Annotated in this window: 17 protein-coding genes; 7 read left to right on the plus strand and 10 right to left on the minus strand. The window is 61.3% G+C overall.

Going from position 1 to position 15,681, the window contains the following annotated elements:
* The first annotated feature begins 13 nt into the window (after positions 1–13).
* Positions 14–664 (plus strand): sulfur oxidation c-type cytochrome SoxX, encoded by a 651-nt coding sequence (gene soxX / locus BIO17B3_RS15245; protein ID WP_156054673.1) that lies wholly within the window; start codon positions 14–16, stop codon positions 662–664.
* An 83-nt stretch (positions 665–747) separates the two neighbouring features.
* On the plus strand, positions 748–2,487 hold the full coding sequence (gene soxB / locus BIO17B3_RS15250) for a thiosulfohydrolase SoxB (RefSeq protein WP_013123833.1): 1,740 nt from the start codon (positions 748–750) through the stop codon (positions 2,485–2,487).
* A gap of 33 nt (positions 2,488–2,520) precedes the next feature.
* On the opposite strand, the gene BIO17B3_RS15255 is transcribed toward soxB, so the two are convergent.
* The gene (locus BIO17B3_RS15255; protein ID WP_156054674.1) at positions 2,521–2,667 is read right to left on the minus strand and encodes a hypothetical protein; all 147 of its coding nucleotides are present in this window, start codon (positions 2,665–2,667) and stop codon (positions 2,521–2,523) included.
* On the opposite strand from BIO17B3_RS15255, the gene pbpG reads away from it, so the two are divergent.
* Positions 2,666–4,147, plus strand: a complete 1,482-nt coding sequence (pbpG, locus tag BIO17B3_RS15260) for a D-alanyl-D-alanine endopeptidase (protein ID WP_232054310.1) — start codon at positions 2,666–2,668, stop codon at positions 4,145–4,147. The two genes, BIO17B3_RS15255 and pbpG, sit on opposite strands and share 2 nt — an antisense overlap.
* Before the next feature lie 36 nt (positions 4,148–4,183).
* Here the strand turns inward: pbpG and BIO17B3_RS15265 are convergent, their stop codons facing one another.
* Positions 4,184–4,990, minus strand: coding sequence for an IclR family transcriptional regulator (locus BIO17B3_RS15265; protein ID WP_156054675.1), 807 nt, complete (start codon positions 4,988–4,990; stop codon positions 4,184–4,186).
* A gap of 128 nt (positions 4,991–5,118) precedes the next feature.
* On the opposite strand from BIO17B3_RS15265, the gene BIO17B3_RS15270 reads away from it, so the two are divergent.
* Both BIO17B3_RS15270 and BIO17B3_RS15275 read left to right on the plus strand, forming a co-directional pair.
* Positions 5,119–5,850 carry a (Fe-S)-binding protein gene (locus BIO17B3_RS15270; RefSeq protein WP_156054676.1) on the plus strand — a complete coding sequence of 244 codons (732 nt, stop codon included), beginning with the start codon at positions 5,119–5,121 and terminating at the stop codon, positions 5,848–5,850.
* A 2-nt stretch (positions 5,851–5,852) separates the two neighbouring features.
* On the plus strand, positions 5,853–7,274 hold the full coding sequence (locus tag BIO17B3_RS15275) for a LutB/LldF family L-lactate oxidation iron-sulfur protein (protein WP_156054677.1): 1,422 nt from the start codon (positions 5,853–5,855) through the stop codon (positions 7,272–7,274).
* 9 nt (positions 7,275–7,283) lie between these two features.
* Here the strand turns inward: BIO17B3_RS15275 and BIO17B3_RS15280 are convergent, their stop codons facing one another.
* Together BIO17B3_RS15280 and aat are read right to left on the minus strand one after the other, a co-directional pair.
* Complete coding sequence (locus BIO17B3_RS15280) at positions 7,284–8,039, minus strand: arginyltransferase (RefSeq protein ID WP_156054678.1); 756 nt, start codon at positions 8,037–8,039, stop codon at positions 7,284–7,286.
* Positions 8,036–8,779, minus strand: a complete 744-nt coding sequence (gene aat, locus BIO17B3_RS15285; protein ID WP_156054679.1) for a leucyl/phenylalanyl-tRNA--protein transferase — start codon at positions 8,777–8,779, stop codon at positions 8,036–8,038. Before aat ends, BIO17B3_RS15280 begins: the two co-directional genes overlap by 4 nt.
* A gap of 27 nt (positions 8,780–8,806) precedes the next feature.
* On the opposite strand from aat, the gene BIO17B3_RS15290 reads away from it, so the two are divergent.
* Together BIO17B3_RS15290 and BIO17B3_RS15295 are read left to right on the plus strand one after the other, a co-directional pair.
* Complete coding sequence (locus BIO17B3_RS15290; RefSeq protein WP_013106561.1) at positions 8,807–9,334, plus strand: gamma carbonic anhydrase family protein; 528 nt, start codon at positions 8,807–8,809, stop codon at positions 9,332–9,334.
* Positions 9,331–10,272, plus strand: coding sequence for an Hsp33 family molecular chaperone HslO (locus BIO17B3_RS15295; RefSeq protein WP_156054680.1), 942 nt, complete (start codon positions 9,331–9,333; stop codon positions 10,270–10,272). The genes BIO17B3_RS15290 and BIO17B3_RS15295 overlap by 4 nt, the downstream gene beginning before the upstream one ends.
* 33 nt (positions 10,273–10,305) lie before the next feature.
* Here BIO17B3_RS15295 and ftsB read toward each other — a convergent pair whose 3' ends face one another.
* The 6 genes from ftsB to BIO17B3_RS15325 are packed head-to-tail and all read right to left on the minus strand — an operon-like array spanning position 10,306 to position 15,667.
* On the minus strand, positions 10,306–10,605 hold the full coding sequence (gene ftsB, locus BIO17B3_RS15300) for a cell division protein FtsB (protein ID WP_013106559.1): 300 nt from the start codon (positions 10,603–10,605) through the stop codon (positions 10,306–10,308).
* 24 nt (positions 10,606–10,629) lie between these two features.
* Positions 10,630–11,913 carry a phosphopyruvate hydratase gene (gene eno / locus BIO17B3_RS15305; protein ID WP_156054681.1) on the minus strand — a complete coding sequence of 428 codons (1,284 nt, stop codon included), beginning with the start codon at positions 11,911–11,913 and terminating at the stop codon, positions 10,630–10,632.
* A gap of 49 nt (positions 11,914–11,962) precedes the next feature.
* On the minus strand, positions 11,963–12,250 hold the full coding sequence (locus BIO17B3_RS15310; protein ID WP_013123823.1) for a DUF1330 domain-containing protein: 288 nt from the start codon (positions 12,248–12,250) through the stop codon (positions 11,963–11,965).
* Between the two features lie 5 nt (positions 12,251–12,255).
* The gene (gene kdsA, locus BIO17B3_RS15315; RefSeq protein ID WP_156054682.1) at positions 12,256–13,122 is read right to left on the minus strand and encodes a 3-deoxy-8-phosphooctulonate synthase; all 867 of its coding nucleotides are present in this window, start codon (positions 13,120–13,122) and stop codon (positions 12,256–12,258) included.
* Positions 13,123–13,137: 15 nt separating this feature from the next.
* On the minus strand, positions 13,138–14,787 hold the full coding sequence (locus BIO17B3_RS15320) for a CTP synthase (protein WP_013106555.1): 1,650 nt from the start codon (positions 14,785–14,787) through the stop codon (positions 13,138–13,140).
* 28 nt (positions 14,788–14,815) lie between these two features.
* On the minus strand, positions 14,816–15,667 hold the full coding sequence (locus BIO17B3_RS15325) for an alpha/beta fold hydrolase (RefSeq protein ID WP_156054683.1): 852 nt from the start codon (positions 15,665–15,667) through the stop codon (positions 14,816–14,818).
* Positions 15,668–15,681 lie beyond the last annotated feature (14 nt).

Raw genomic sequence — 15,681 nt, forward strand, 5'->3', positions numbered from 1 at the left:
CTGAGGAGACAACATGAAAAGAACCACTTTGTTCGTACTCATGACGGCAGCGGCCGGAGTTCTTGGCGGCTGCGCAGGCATGAATCAATCCGCCTCTGAGGGGGGCAACCCGTTTGCGACAGCCTCCTTTCAGAGCATTCTGAAAAATGACTTTGCCCCGAAGGGACAAGCTAAACTAGATCGCCTGGTTCAGACCAAGCAGCAGTATGAGTGCTCTAAATATGAGTATCTCGGAAAACCCATGCCTGCCGAAATGAGCAAAAAACTCGAATCTGAGGCTATGGCGGGTATCGCCTATCCCAAGGATGGTAAATTCCTGGGAGACTGGAAGGCGGGCCTGAAGATTGCACAGGACGGCAAGGGCAAGCAATGGAGTGACAATCCTGACAAGCCTAGCGGCGGAAATTGTCTGGCCTGCCATGAAATGGTCAAGAATGATCCTTCGCAAGGCAATATCGGCCCTTCACTGGTGGACTACGGAAAACTTCGCGGCAATAGCGAGGCCATCCTGAAGTACACCTGGGGTCGGATTTATGATTCTTCAGCTTACAACGCATGCAGCTGGATGCCTTCATTTGGTGCGCACCACATTCTGACTGAGCAGCAGATGAAGGACGTGATGGCGCTTCTGATGGATCCGAAGTCTCCCGTTAACGCCAACTAATAATAAGAAACTTAATTTGAGTGGCGCCCGCCTGATCGCTATTGATTTGGCGGGCTTTTTATTTTTTTGATGAGGATATTTGAATGAGCCTGACCCGTCGTGAATTTATGGGTGTATTGGCAGCTGCTGCGGCCACCGGTTTTCCCATGACCCGCGAGGCAACCGCCGCGGAAGTCAAAAGCCTGTACAACCCGCCCAAGAGCGGCAATGTGCATTTTCTGCACATGACGGATAGTCACGCGCATTTGCGTCCCGTGTATTTCCGTGAGCCGAATGTGAATATCGGTATTGCCGGAATGGAAGGGCACCTGCCCCACCTTGTGGGCACGAATTATTTGAAGCGGGTCGGCTTCAAGCCGAATACCCGTGAGTCTTATGGTTTCACCTATCTCGATTTTGTGCGCGCGGCCAAGCAGTACGGCAAGATGGGTGGTTATGCCCATATCGCGACCCTGGTCAAGCAATTGAAGGCTTCGCGGCCGGGCGCCTTGTTGCTCGACGGCGGCGATACCTGGCAAGGCACAGCCCTATCGCTGTGGACCAAGGGACAGGACATGGTCGACGCTCAGTTGAAACTGGGTGTGGACGTGATGACGGCGCACTGGGAATTCACCTACGGCCAAGACCGCGTGAAAGAGATCGTCGATAAGGATTTCAAGGGCAAGATCGATTTTGTCGCGCAGAACGTGAAAACGGCGGACTTCGGTGATCCAGTTTTCCCGAACTATGTGATGAAGCAGATGAATGGCGTGCAGGTCGCCATCATCGGGCAGGCTTTCCCCTACACGCCAATCGCCAATCCGGGTTATCTGATCCCCGACTGGACTTTCGGTATTGATACCGACCACATGCAAAAGGTGGTCAAGGAAGTGAAGCAGAAGGGCGCCCAACTGGTTGTGGTGATCTCTCACAACGGTATGGACGTCGACCGCAAGATGGCCAGTCTGGTGGAGGGCATCGACTGCATTTTCGGTGGACACACCCATGATGGCGAGGCCGTGGCTGTGGAAATCCGCCGTCCTTCTGGCGGTATGACCCTGGTGACCAACGCCGGCTCTCACGGCAAGTTCATGGGCGTGATGGACTTCGATGTTCGCGGTGGCAAGATGGTGGGCTACAAGTACAAGCTCCTGCCGGTGTTCTCCGAGTTGTTGCCAGCCGACCCTGAAATGGAGGCCTTGATCACCAAGGTGCGCGCGCCGTACGAAAGCAAACTGACCGAAGTGCTGGCGCACACCGAAGGTTTGCTGTATCGCCGTGGCAATTTCAACGGTACGTGGGACCAACTGGTGGTCGATGCGATGCTGGCCGTTCGTGGCGGCGATCTCGCGTTCTCGCCGGGTTTCCGCTGGGGCGGCAGCCTGCTTCCTGGTGCGCCCATCACCCGCGAAGACATGATGACGCAGTTGGCCATCACCTACCCGTACTGCACCCTGTCCGAGATGACGGGCGAGACGGTCAAGAACGTGATGGAAGACGTCTGCGACAACCTGTTCAATCCGGATCCCTACTACCAGCAGGGTGGTGACATGGTGCGGCTGGGTGCGCTGGAGTACAGCTGTGCCCCGAAAGAAAAAATGGGCAATCGCATCCAGGACATGCGTCTGGGCGGCAAGCCGCTCGATCCCAAGAAGACCTACAAGGTCGCGGGATGGGCGCCGGTTCAGCAGGCCAGCGCAACACCCGACAACCCGCCGATCTGGGATATTGTCGAGGAGTATCTCAAGCACCAGAAGGTCATCAAGCCCTTGAAGGTGAATGAGCCCAAGCTCATCGGCGTGAAGGGCAATCCGGGTCTGGCGAACTACAACAAGATGTTCTGAACTCGCTGATTGCAGCGCATAAAAGCGGCCCGCTCAACGCAGCGGGCCGTTTGCTTTGGCTGCGAACGTGCTGCGTTTACCCGCCACTTGAGAAACACAAGCCAAGTTTTTGATCTTGCTTGTTATTGCAGCCTTTGATAGGCTGGTCACATTATTTTCATCTTGCCTTGCGGTCATCATGCAGTCTTCCTTTTTTTACTCTCCTGAGAAACACGATGGGCCTTCCCAAGGGTTTCTCACCTTTTTGGGAAGATGGACGCCGAAGGGGAGACTCGGTGGCGCTCTGTTGTACTGGCCGGGCGTTCTGGTGGCGGCGTTGTTCGCCCTGTCCTTGATCGCGACGCCCGCTTTCGCAGCGATCAGCAAAGAAACGACCGAACGGCCGACTGCTCAGAAGCAGGTCGCCAAGAAACCAGCGACACGATCAACTCATCAAGTGCGATCAGCTGGTCTTTCAAAGAAACGCGGCAAAGCCGAGGCGAAGACTGAGCCGGTCAGGAAAGTCACAGCGAAAGAGCGAGAGGCTCGGCAGGTTGCGGTGGATAAGCGCGCGCATCCCAGTGCCCGACCGATCGTGGCCAAGATGCGTCAGGGCGCGGCTTCCAGGCGTATCGCTGTGACTGTGCGCAACAAGAAGGCGCGCACAGGTCAATTGCCCGCTACGCGGATTGCCGTTGAGAAACGCCGTCCGGATCCGCTCGTTCTGAAAGCAGCCCTGATGACCGGGGCGGCCTCATCCGTGGTGCGCGCGACGGATGAATTGCAGATCTCACCGAGGTCCACGGCAGCGAACGACGACCCGCTGAGTTTGCGTTCGGGTTCCGCTTTGGTCGTTGACGAGGGTACGGATCGCGTGCTTTTGAGCAAGAACGCCGATACTGCGCGCCCGATTGCCTCACTCACCAAGCTGATGACCGCCGCGGTGATTCTCGATGCGCAGCAGCCGATGGATCAGGTCATCGAAATCACCGATGCCGATATCGACACCCTGAAGTGGAGCTCCTCGCGCTTGCGCCCCGGCACGAAACTCACGCGGGAAGAACTGCTCAAGCTGGCCCTGATGTCCTCTGAAAACAGGGCGGCGCATGCTTTGGCGCGCAACTATCCCGGGGGCTTGGCGGCCTTCATACCTGCGATGAATGCCAAGGCGCGTTCTTTGGGCATGAATACCACGCGTTACGTGGAGCCGACCGGCCTGTCGCCGCAGAACGAATCGACCGCACATGATCTCGCGCTGCTGGTCAAGGCGGCGTATCACTATCCCCTGATCCGCGAGTTTTCCACCCATCCCGAGAGCGAGGTGGAGGTCGGCCCGCGCACACTGCAATTCCGAAATACCGATCATTTGGTGTTTAACCGCGGTTGGGACATCCTGCTGCAGAAAACCGGTTACATCAACGAAGCGGGGCATTGCCTGGTGCTGCAGACCAAGTTTGAAGGGCGCCGGGTGATTGTGGTGCTGCTCGATGCGTGGGGTAAGTACTCGCATTTTGGCGATGCCCAGCGCATCCGCACTTGGCTGGAAGCCAAGGGCTTCGACGCCCTGCATGATCCGGTAGCCCGTACAGAGGCGTTGCCTGCCCGAGGGCCGGAAAACGCCGCGGCCTTGGTGCGGACCGCCTTTGTGGAAAAGCCGTCATCCGCCGACCTTGGCGAGTGAGTTCAACACCGCGCGTTTTGGGGCGCGGTCGCCGAATCAGCGCCGCGGGCCTTTGTAGCCGAGCGCGGCCGAAATGCGCTGCGCCGTCAGCTGCACCTTTTCCAGCCAGTCTTCCATCAGCCGGTCGGCTGGCGCAGAGAGCGACAGACCGGCCACCAGAGCGCCGCTGTCGTCGTAAATGCCGGCCGCCATGCAGCGCACTCCGAGTTCGAGTTCTTCGTTGTCACGCGCATAACCGTCATGGCGCACTTTGGTCAATTCGCGCTCGAGCAATTGGGGGTTGGTGATGCTGTTGCGCGTCTGCCCGGCTAGGCCGGTACGCAGGGTGTAGGCCTTGACGCGGGCCACCTCGTCGGCTGCCAGAAAGAGTTTGCCGACCGAGGTCAGATGCAGGGGCGCCCGCCCGCCCACGGATCGAATGACCTGCATGCCGGAATGTTCACTGTAGGTGCGTTCGATATAGACGATTTCGTCGCCTTGCCGCACGCTCAGATTGACCGGTTGATGGGTCAGTCGGTGAAGTTCGCGCATGGGGCCGAGCGCCGCGTCGCGCACGCTCAGACGCGCCTTGACCAGATTGCCATATTCGAGCAGCCGCATGCCTAGGCGGTAGGTGCCGGCTTCAACTCGCTCGACCATGTGACCAACGACCAGATCGTTGAGGATGCGGTGAGCCGTGGATGGGTGCAGGCCGGTTGCGGCGCCGATGTCTTTGAGTTGCATCGGATCGGGGTTTTGCGCCAGAACGTCCAGCAGCGCAAAGACTCGCCCGAGCACCTGGATGGTGGGTTCGGCGGGTGCTGCGAGCGGTTCGGATTTGCGGGAAACAGAAGAATGCTGCATTGCAAAAATTTTATATGCTGGAACAGTCTTTTGTATATCGGAAAAACGCGAGGCCTTGCAGTTCGTTTCGTAGTTCAGCCAGCGTGGTTCGTCAGCCAGTCACCAGCCAGCCGACTGATAATGCGGGAATGAAAAAACGCGTAGGTCTCTTCATTACCTGTCTGGCCGATGTCATGCGGCCGAGCATTCCGATGGCGGCCGTCGAGTTGCTGGAATCGGCGCATTTCGAGGTGCATGTGCCCATGGCGCAGACCTGTTGCGGGCAACCCGCCTACAACTCGGGCGACCACCGAACGACTCTGGCGCTGGCGGAAAAGTTTCTCGACGAATTCGAGTCGTTCGACTATGTGGTCGCCCCGTCCGGCTCCTGCATGGGCACGATAAAGACACACTATCCGGATGTGCTCAAAGACCAGCCGGATTTGCTGCGTCGTTTCGCCGCTATACAGTCGCGTCTGTTTGAACTCACCGACTTTCTGGTGCGTGTGGCCCATCTGACCGAGGTGCCCGGCGCGTTCGAGGGGGAGGTGACGTATCACGATTCCTGCTCGGGTTTGCGCGAATTGGGCATCAAGCAACAGCCCCGCCAACTGCTGTCGCTCGTGCCCGGACTCAGTCTGTGTGAAATGGAGCAATGCGAGCAGTGCTGCGGCTTTGGGGGTACCTTCGCGGTGAAGTACGGCAATATTTCTGCCGCCATTGCCGATGACAAGTGCGCCAACATCCAGGCGACCAAGGCGCGTGCCGTGGTGCTGGGCGATCTGGGCTGCATGATGCAAATCGAAGGGCGGCTGCGGCGGCAGGGAGACAACACAACTCAGGTGCTTCATATCGCTGAAGTGCTGAGTGGAAAGCGCTGATCATGGAATCACAGACTCTGCATTTCAAGGCGCGCGTCGGCCAGAAGCTGGCTGATCAGCGTTTGCAGCAAAACCTCAAGAAACTCTCGACCAAGTTTGTGACCGGCCGGGCAGCGGCCATCGCTGCGCTGGACGGGTTCGAGCAGATTCGAGATGCTGCGGTGAATCGTCGCAACGTGGCGCTGAAGACGCTCGATGTCTGGCTGGAGCGATTCGAAGCCGAAGCGCTGCGCCGCGGCACCACGGTGCTCTGGGCGCAAACCCCGCAGGAAGCCGCCGATCTGGTGGTGCAGATCGCCCGAAAGCACGATTGCAAGCAGGCCATCAAGTCGAAGTCGATGGTGTCGGAGGAGATGGGCTTGAACGCGGCGCTGGAAGCCGCAGCCGTGCAGGTGACGGAGACCGATCTGGGCGAGTACATCCTGCAGATCAATGGTAACGAGCCCCCTTCGCACATCATTGCGCCCGTGGTGCACAAAGACAAAGAGGAGATTGCCGATCTGTTCGCGCGCACGCACCACACGCCGCGCAAGACCGACATCCCCGAGATGACCCGTGAGGCCCGCGAGGTGCTGCGGGCGAAGTTTCTGTCGGCCGATATGGGCATTACCGGGGGCAATTTCGTGGTGGCTGAAACCGGCTCCGTCGCCCTGGTCACCAATGAGGGCAACGAGGGCATGTGCACCATCCTGCCGCGGGTGCATGTCGCGGTGACCGGGGTGGAGAAGGTGCTGCCCACGCTCGAAGACCTGGCGGCGGTGATGCGCCTGCTGCCCCGTTCGGCGACGGGGCAGACCATCAGCAACTACTTCTCCGTGCTCACCGGCCCGAAGCGCGAGGGCGACCGCGACGGCCCGGAGCATATGTATGTGGTGCTGCTCGATGGCGGACGCACCAGTCTGGTGGGCGGTGCGTTTGCCGAGATGCTGCGCTGCATACGCTGCGGCGCCTGTATGAACCATTGCCCCGTCTATCAGAAAATCGGCGGGCACGCCTACGGCTGGGTGTATCCGGGGCCGATGGGGTCGGTGCTGACGCCGAGTTATCAGGGGCTTGAAAGCACGCAGGATTTGCCGCAGGCCGCCACGTTGTGCGGGCAATGTCAGGTCGTATGCCCGATGAAAATCCCGCTGCCCGATCTGCTGCGCAAAATGCGCGAACAGCAATTCGAGCGCGAAATGCGGCCGGGCATGGAGCGCTGGGCCTTGAGGCTGTGGAGCTATGCCGCGCGGCATCCCTGGCTGTATCGGCCGGGGGCGCGGCTGGCGTCGAGGGTTTTTCGGATGATGGGGGGCGAGCGCAGGCGGGTGCAAAACTTGCCAGGCGCCTCGGGGTGGACGGCTTACCGCGATCTGCCTGTGCCGTCGCAGGCAACCTTCAAACAGCAGTTCGCACAGCGCGCCAAGGGCAAGGCGGCAGGGTGACCGCGGAGGTCAAACGCTTGCGGGCAGCGGGTTGAACCAGCCGCCGTCTCGGTAGATTTCAAACGGCGTGAAATTGGATTTGTAGGCCATCTTGCGGCTGTGCGCGATCCAGTAGCCCAGATACACATGCGGCAACTGCATGGAGCGCGCCTGCTCGATCTGCCAGAGGATGTTGTAGGTGCCGTAGCTGGTGCCGGCGTCCGCCGTTTCAAAGAAGGTGTACACCGCAGAAAGGCCGTCGGACAGCACGTCGACCACCGAGACCATCTTGAGGGCGCCAAGCTCTGCGCCAGCCTGCGCGGGGGCTCGAAACTCGACCAGCCGGGTGTTCACCCGGCTTTGCAGCAGAAATTGGGCGTACTGGTCGATGCTGTCGTGATCCATGCCGCCGCCGGTGTGGCGCGCGGCCTGATAGCGCAGATAAAGCTGATAGTGCTCGGGGATGAAGCCGAGCTTGAGCACGCGCACCGAGAGATCGCCATGTCGCTTCCAGGCTCTTTGCTGCGTGCGGTTGGGCGAAAACTGCGCCGCCAGCACGCGGATGGGCAGGCAGGCCTGGCAGTCGTCGCACTGCGGACGGTAGGTGAACAGACCGCTGCGACGAAAGCCGGCGCGCACCAGATCGGAGTACACATCGGCATTGATCAGATGGCTGGGCGTGGCCACCTGCGAGCGCGCCATGCGGCCCGGCAGGTAGCTGCACGGGTAACTTGCCGTGGCGTAGAACTGCAGGGTCGTGAGTGGAAGTTCTTTGGGATGGGTCACAGCCAGCGCGCGCAGTCGGTGAGAAAGGTTGAATCATCATACTGCCAGCCCGGTACGGCCGATTGCCTTGTGGCTTGCGCCACATGGTGCAAAAACGCATCGCGCGCGATCGGCGCAGCGCCCATCTGCGCCAGATAGTCGGTCTGCTGCTGGCAATCGATCAGGTCGATGCGCTGGCGCAGGCAAAACCCGCACAGCGCCATCAGCAAGGTTTTCGAGCCATCGCTCACCTCGGTGAACATGGATTCGCCGTAGAACATGCGGCCGATACACACGCCGTACAGACCGGCGCGTAGCGCATCGCCCTCCCACAGCTCGAAGCTGTGGGCCAGGCCGCGCGCGTGCAGGGTGGTGTAGGCCTGAAGCATGTCGGGGGTGATCCAGGTGCCGGTGTCGGCGCGCTGCGCGCCGCACTGCTGCATCACGCGGGGGAAGGCGGTGTCGATCCGAAGATGCCAATCGGCGCTGCGACCGAACCGACGCGCCGATTTTTTCAGCGAGCGCGTCACATGCAACTGCTCGGGCCGCAGCACCATGCGCGGATCGGTACTCCACCACAGCAGCGGCTCGCCCGGGCTGAACCAGGGGAAAATACCCTGCCGGTAGGCCCGCTCCAGGGTGTCGGCATCGAGTTGCCCGCCCACGGCAAGCAAGCCGGGGAACGGCGACAATGCGGGGAGCGCCTGCGATGCGGGCGGAAAGTCATCGCCCGGTTCAAGCCGGGGGATTTGCCAGTTCATGGCCTGATTTTTCTGGAGTGATCCATCATGCCAATTTACCAATTCGCCAGCTGGCGCCCCGAGATCGCCGCCGATGCCTATGTGGCGCCAGGCGCGCAGGTCATGGGCAAAGTGCGGCTGCTGCCGCGTTCCAGCGTGTGGTTTTCTGCCGTGCTGCGCGGTGACAACGAACTCATCGAGATCGGAGAGGATTCGAATGTGCAGGATGGTTCGGTGCTTCACACCGACCCCGGCTATCCGCTCACGGTAGGGCCGCGCGTCACCATCGGCCATCAGGCCATGCTGCATGGCTGCACCATCGGCGAGGGCAGCCTGATCGGCATTGGCGCGGTGGTCTTGAATGGCGCGCAGATTGGCCGCAATAGCCTGGTGGGTGCCGGCGCCTTGGTCACCGAGGGAAAAGTGTTTCCCGATGGGGTGCTGATTTTGGGTGCGCCCGCACGCGTGGCGCGCGAACTCACGCCCGAGGCCATTGCCGCGCTGAAAGGCAGTGCCGAACACTACGTTGAGCGCGCCCAGCGCTTTGCCCAAGAACTTCAACTAATGCATTCATGAGCGATCAACTCGTCAAATTCATGCTGGGCACGGGCCATGTGCGCGGCGTCCTCGTCCGTCTGGAGTCCACCTGGGCCGAGTTGCAGAGGCGCCGCACCTATCCGCAGGAGGTCGCCGCACTGGTGGGGCAGATGGCGGCAGCCAGCGCCTTGCTCGCGGGCAGCCTGAAATTCGATGGCGCCTTGATTTTGCAGATTCAGGGCGACGGGCCGCTTAAGCTCGCTGTCGCCGAGTGTCAGCCCGACTTCGGGTTGCGGGCAACGGCCAAGATGGCCGACGATTTGCAGGAGGCTGTGGCCTTGCCCCAAGACCTGGCGTCGCTGGTCAATCCAGATGGCAAAGGACGCTGCGCCATCACCCTCGATCCGCGCAATCCCGAATCCGGCCTGCAGCCCTACCAAGGCATCGTGGCGCTGACCGATGAGCACGGCCAGACGCTGCCGTCACTCGCTGCCATGCTGGAACAGTATCTGGCGCAATCGGAGCAGATCGACTCGCTGCTTCTGCTGGCCAGCAACGACGAGTCTGTGTGCGGTCTGCTGCTGCAACGCATGCCCGGTGAGAAACAGACCGCCGAGGGCGCGGAACAACCCGAAGAAGACTTTCAGCGTGCCCGCCATCTGGCGGCAACCTTGACTTCCGATGAATTGCTGCAGCTCGCGCCTGAGGAAGTGCTCAGGCGCCTGTTCTGGGAAGAGGATGCCCGGGTTTTCGAGCCGAAGACCCCGCGTTTTCACTGCACCTGTTCGCGTGATCGCGTTGTGGGCATGTTGCGCATGCTGGGGCGCGAGGAGGTGGAGTCGATTATCGCGGAGCGCGGCGAGGTGGATGTGCGCTGCGAATTCTGCGGTCAGGGCTATGCCTTTGATGCCATCGATGCGGCTCAAGTGTTTGTCAACACCCTGGTTCAACCGCCGGTGGCATCAGTACGTCATTGATACGTCACTGAGAAGGCTGCGCCGGGCCCCTTTTTATCGGGCGCTGGCGCTGGCCGCCCGCGCGGGCGGCACGATCTGCACAAAAATCTCGTCGGGCTTGACCATGCCCATTTCGCGACGGGCCTGGTCTTGAACACCGCCAAGACCGGCTTTCAGGTCGTGGACCTCGGCGGCCAGGCGGTCGTTGTCCTGCTGGGCCAGCGCGTTGGCCTGCTCTTGCTGGCTGAGCTGATTTTCCAGCCGTTGCACCGCGAACCAGCCCCGCTCGCCGAACCACAGCGGCCACTGCAGCAACAGCAGCAAACTCACGAGCAGAACGGTGACCCAGCGCATGACGATCGGCCGCGTGCGATGAAATCAGCGCAGGTTGTAGAACACGTCGCGGCCGAGGAAGCGGGCGGTCTCGCCCAGGTTTTCTTCGATGCGCAGCAACTGGTTGTACTTGGCGATACGGTCGCTGCGCGAGAGCGAGCCGGTCTTGATCTGCCCGGCATTGGTGGCTACGGCAATGTCGGCGATGATGCTGTCTTCGGTTTCGCCGGAGCGGTGCGACACCACGGCGGTCCAGCCTGCGCGCTTGGCCATTTCGATGGCGGCGAAGGTCTCGGTCAGGGTACCGATTTGGTTCACCTTGATCAGAATGGAGTTGGCCAGCTTGTCGGCAATGCCGTTTTTCAGGATGGAGGTGTTGGTGACAAAAATGTCATCGCCCACCAACTGCACCTTCTTGCCCAGACGGGAGTTGAGCAGCTTCCATCCGTCCCAGTCTTGTTCGGCCAGGCCGTCTTCGATGGACACGATGGGATATTTGCCCAGCCAGTTGTCGTAGAAATCGACCATTTCCTCGGTGGATAGCACCAGGCCTTCGCCTTCGAGGTGGTACTTGCCGTCCTTGTAGAACTCGCTCGAAGCCGGGTCGAGGGCGATGGCGATCTGCTCGCCCGGGCGGTAGCCCGCCTTCTCGATGGCTTCGACGATGAGTTGCAGCGCCGCCTCATGGTTGGCCACGTTGGGCGCAAAGCCGCCTTCGTCGCCCACGGTGGTCGGCAGGCTGCGATCATTCAGGATGCCCTTGAGCGCGTGGAACACTTCGGCGCCGTAGCGCAGCGCCTCGTGGAAGTTGGGCGCGCCCACCGGCATGATCATGAACTCTTGCATGTCCAGGCTGTTGTTGGCGTGGGCACCGCCGTTAATGACGTTCATCATCGGCACCGGCAGCTCGCGCGCCGAAAAGCCGCCGAGATACTGGTAGATCGGCATGCCGGCTTCTTCGGCGGCCGCCTTGGCCACGGCCATGCTGACGGCCAGGATGGCATTGGCGCCCAGGCGTGACTTGTTGTGCGTGCCGTCGAGGTCGATCAGAGTCTGGTCGAGGAAGGTTTGCTCGGTGGCGTCCAGGCCCATCACCGCTTCGGTGATTTCGGTGTTGATGTGCTCGACTGCGCGCAGCACGCCTTTGCCGCCGAAGCGCGACTTGTCGCCGTCGCGCAGCTCCATGGCTTCGCGCGTGCCGGTGGATGCGCCCGACGGCACGGCGGCGCGGCCGATAAACCCAGTTTCCAGCACCACGTCGCATTCGACTGTGGGATTGCCGCGGCTATCGAGGATTTCGCGGGCGGTGAGGTCAACGATGGCACTCATGGAGACTCCTGTCAGGGAATGTGAGAAAAGATAGGAACAAAGATAGGTTTTAGACGCCTTGCACGGCGATCATGCGCATAGTGGCGGCGCCGGCGCGCGCCTGCCGCGCCAGCAGATACTCGGCGCTGTCGTAGAAACTGCGCGCCGCTGCAAGGTCTGGAAACTTCAGCAGCACGATGCGAGTAGGCGACCAGTCGCCTTCGAGCACCTCGACCGCGCCGCCACGGATGCAGACCTCTGCGCCGTGCGCCGCGATGGCCTGGGACGACAACACCTTGTATTGCTCGTATTGCTGGGGGTCGGTCACATCGACGTCGGCGATGATGTAGGCGCTCATGGGGATTAGTTGAAGTGGGTTTCGAGGAAGCCGCGGCGCTTGACTGCGGCGTCGATGTCTTTGAGGCTTTCGAGCAGGGCACGCATGTGGTGCAGCGGCACCGCGTTGGGGCCGTCGCTCAGCGCATGGGCCGGATCGGGGTGGGTCTCCATGAAAACGCCCGCGACACCCGCGGCAATGGCCGCGCGGGCGAGCACCGGCACGAATTCGCGCTGTCCGCCGGAACTCGTGCCTTGGCCGCCGGGCAGTTGCACCGAATGGGTGGCGTCGAAGACGACGGGGCTCTGCGTTTCGCGCATGATGGCCAGCGAGCGCATGTCGGAGACCAGATTGTTGTAGCCAAAGCTCACACCACGTTCACAGGCCATGAACAAGGTGTCAGGATGCCCCGCCTGTGCGGCGGCGGCGCGCGCCTTGGCGATGACGTTTTTCATGTCGCCCGGCGCGAGAAACTGGCCTTTTTTGATGTTCACCGGCTTGCCCAGGCTGCTGACCGCATGAATGAAATCGGTCTGGCGGCAGAGGAAGGCCGGGGTCTGCAGCACATCGACGATCTCGGCCACACGCGGGGCCTCTTCGGCGGTATGCACGTCGGTGAGAACGGGCACGCCGATGTCGCGCCGCACCTTGGACAGAATTTCCAGACCCTGCTCCATGCCGGGGCCGCGAAACGACGCTCCGCTCGAACGATTGGCCTTGTCGTAGCTCGATTTGAAAATCAGCGGGATGTCGAGGGAACGGCAGATGTCGCGCAACTGCCCGGCCACATCCATTTGCAACTGCTCGGACTCGACTACGCAGGGGCCGCTGATGAGAAAGAACGGCTGATCGAGGCCGACGGGAAATCCGCAAAGAGTTTGTGGAGTGGGCATGGCGAGGCGTGCGGATCAGGCGTTTGCGGCGTGGCGTTGCAGGGCGGCCTGAATGAAGGCCGTGAACAGCGGGTGGCCGCCCCAGGGCGTCGATTTGAATTCCGGGTGGAACTGCACGCCGACGAACCACGGATGAACGGTTTGCGGCAACTCGATGATTTCGGTGAGGTGCTCGCGCTGCGTGATGGCCGAGATGACCAGCCCGGCTTTTTGCAGGGTGGCCAGATAGTGCTCGTTGGCCTCGTAGCGATGGCGATGACGTTCGGTCACCACATTGCCGTAGATGCTGTGAGCGAGGGTGCCCGGTTTCACATCGGAGCTTTGGGCGCCCAGCCGCATGGTGCCGCCGAGATCAGACCCGGCGTGACGCTTCTGCACGCTGCCGTCGCGGTCGAGCCACTCGTCGATCAGCGCGATCACGGGCTGCGGGGTGTCGGGCTCGAACTCGGTGCTGTTGGCTTGCGGCAGACCGGCGACGTGGCGGGCGAATTCGATGGTGGCCACCTGCATGCCCAGACAGATGCCCAGGTAGGGAATGCGGTGTTCGCGCGCATATTGCGCGGCAAGAATCTTGCCCTCGACGCCGCGCTTGCCGAATCCGCCGGGCACGAGCACGGCGTCATAGCCGTCGAGCTGGGCGATGTTGGTCGGCTCTAGGGTTTCCGAGTCGAGATAGCTGATCTCGACGCGCGAACTGGTCTTGATGCCGGCGTGGCGCAAGGCTTCGTTGAGCGACTTGTACGAGTCCGACAGATCGACGTACTTGCCCACCATGGCGATGCGCACGGTGTGCTGCGGATGTTCGAGCGCCTGCACCAGATCGTTCCAGACCTTGAGATTGGCAGGAGGCGCCGTGATGCCCAACTTTTCACAAATGATGTCGTCGAGATGCTGCTGGTGCAACATTTGCGGAATCTTGTAGATCGTGTCCACGTCCCACACCGAAATCACCGCGTCTTCGCGCACGTTCGAGAACATGGAAATCTTGGCACGCTCATCGTCGGGAATCGGGCGGTCGGCGCGGCACAGCAAGGCGTCGGGCGAGATGCCGATCTCGCGCAGTTTTTGCACGCTGTGCTGCGTGGGCTTGGTCTTGAGTTCGCCAGCGGCCGGAATGTAGGGCACAAGGGTGAGGTGAACAAAGGCACAGTCGCCCCGCTTCATGCGCAGACTCATCTGCCGCGCGGCTTCGAGAAAAGGCAGGGATTCGATGTCGCCCACCGTGCCGCCGATTTCCACTAAGGCGACATCCACCGCGTCAGCGGTGCCCTCGCCGGCGCCGCGGCGAACGAAATCCTGAATCTCGTTGGTGATGTGCGGAATCACCTGCACCGTCTTGCCAAGGTATTCGCCGCGACGTTCCTTGCGCAGCACGCTGTCGTAAATCTGGCCGGTGGTGAAATTGTTCACCCGCCGCATGCGGGTGGTGATGAAGCGCTCGTAATGCCCCAGATCGAGATCGGTCTCGGCGCCGTCTTCAGTGACGAAGACTTCGCCGTGCTGGAAGGGGCTCATGGTCCCTGGATCGACGTTGATGTAGGGATCGAGTTTGATGAGGGTGACTTTGAGGCCGCGCGATTCGAGAATCGCGGCGAGAGATGCAGATGAGATGCCCTTGCCTAAGCTGGACACCACTCCGCCGGTGACGAACACATATTTGGTCATAGCCGCGACGAATGCCGGTAAAAGTGCATTATAGGGAGCAGGTTTTGAGACCTGGATGACAGGCGTTGCTGGCGAGGTCGAAAGCCCGCTCGATTAGGCGTGCAGTCTGCTGCGGCGCCTCGAATGGGAACAGGTGCGAGCCATCGATCCACTGCAGGCGGTCTTGCGCCAGGCGCATCGTGGTCTGCATTCCGGCCATGCGGATTTCGCGCGATGATCGTCCACCGATGAAACTCACAGGCACGGGAAAGGGCTTGCGCGCCAGGGCGCCGAGCTGGTGCGGCAGGGTTTTGTAGATACGGTATTCGATGTCGCGCTCGAAGGCCAACGCCCGGCCCTGCGGATCGGCCCGGGTGCCGAACGCGCAGTAGTCGCCCAGCATTTCCGGGTCCCATTGCGCAAAGGCGGTTTTCGAGGAGAAATGGGTGCGCACGGCGTCAACGTCGGGCCAGCGCGTGCGCCGTCGTTTGGCCGCCGCAGCGGGCGAGAATCGCTCGCCCAGCCCGGTGCGTTTGGACAGCCAGAGTAGCCGCGCGCGCCAGCCAGACACCACGGGCGAGTCGAGCAGAATGACCTGCTGCGCCAGTTCGGGGCGGGCATGTGCGGCCATCAGACTCAAATAGCCCCCCAGCGAGTGCCCGACCAGTACCGCAGGCTCGCCGTGGCAATCGTGCTGCAGGTAATCGATCAGTTGCTGCGCCAGCGGCTTCCAGCCATCGCGCACGGGATACCGGGCGTCGTGACCGTAAATGGGCACGGCGCGCACCCGAAATGCCGGTTCGAGCGCCTGAAACAGCTTGCGATACACCGGAGCGGGAAAGCCGTTGGCGTGGGAGAACACCAACAAAGGGCGCGAACTGGCGTCGGAGCTTGGGTTCACGGCGCCGTACCCGG

The sequence above is a fragment of the Thiomonas sp. OC7 genome (assembly GCF_900634595.1).
In the GTDB taxonomy this organism is placed as follows: Bacteria; Pseudomonadota; Gammaproteobacteria; order Burkholderiales; family Burkholderiaceae_C; genus Thiomonas; species Thiomonas arsenitoxydans.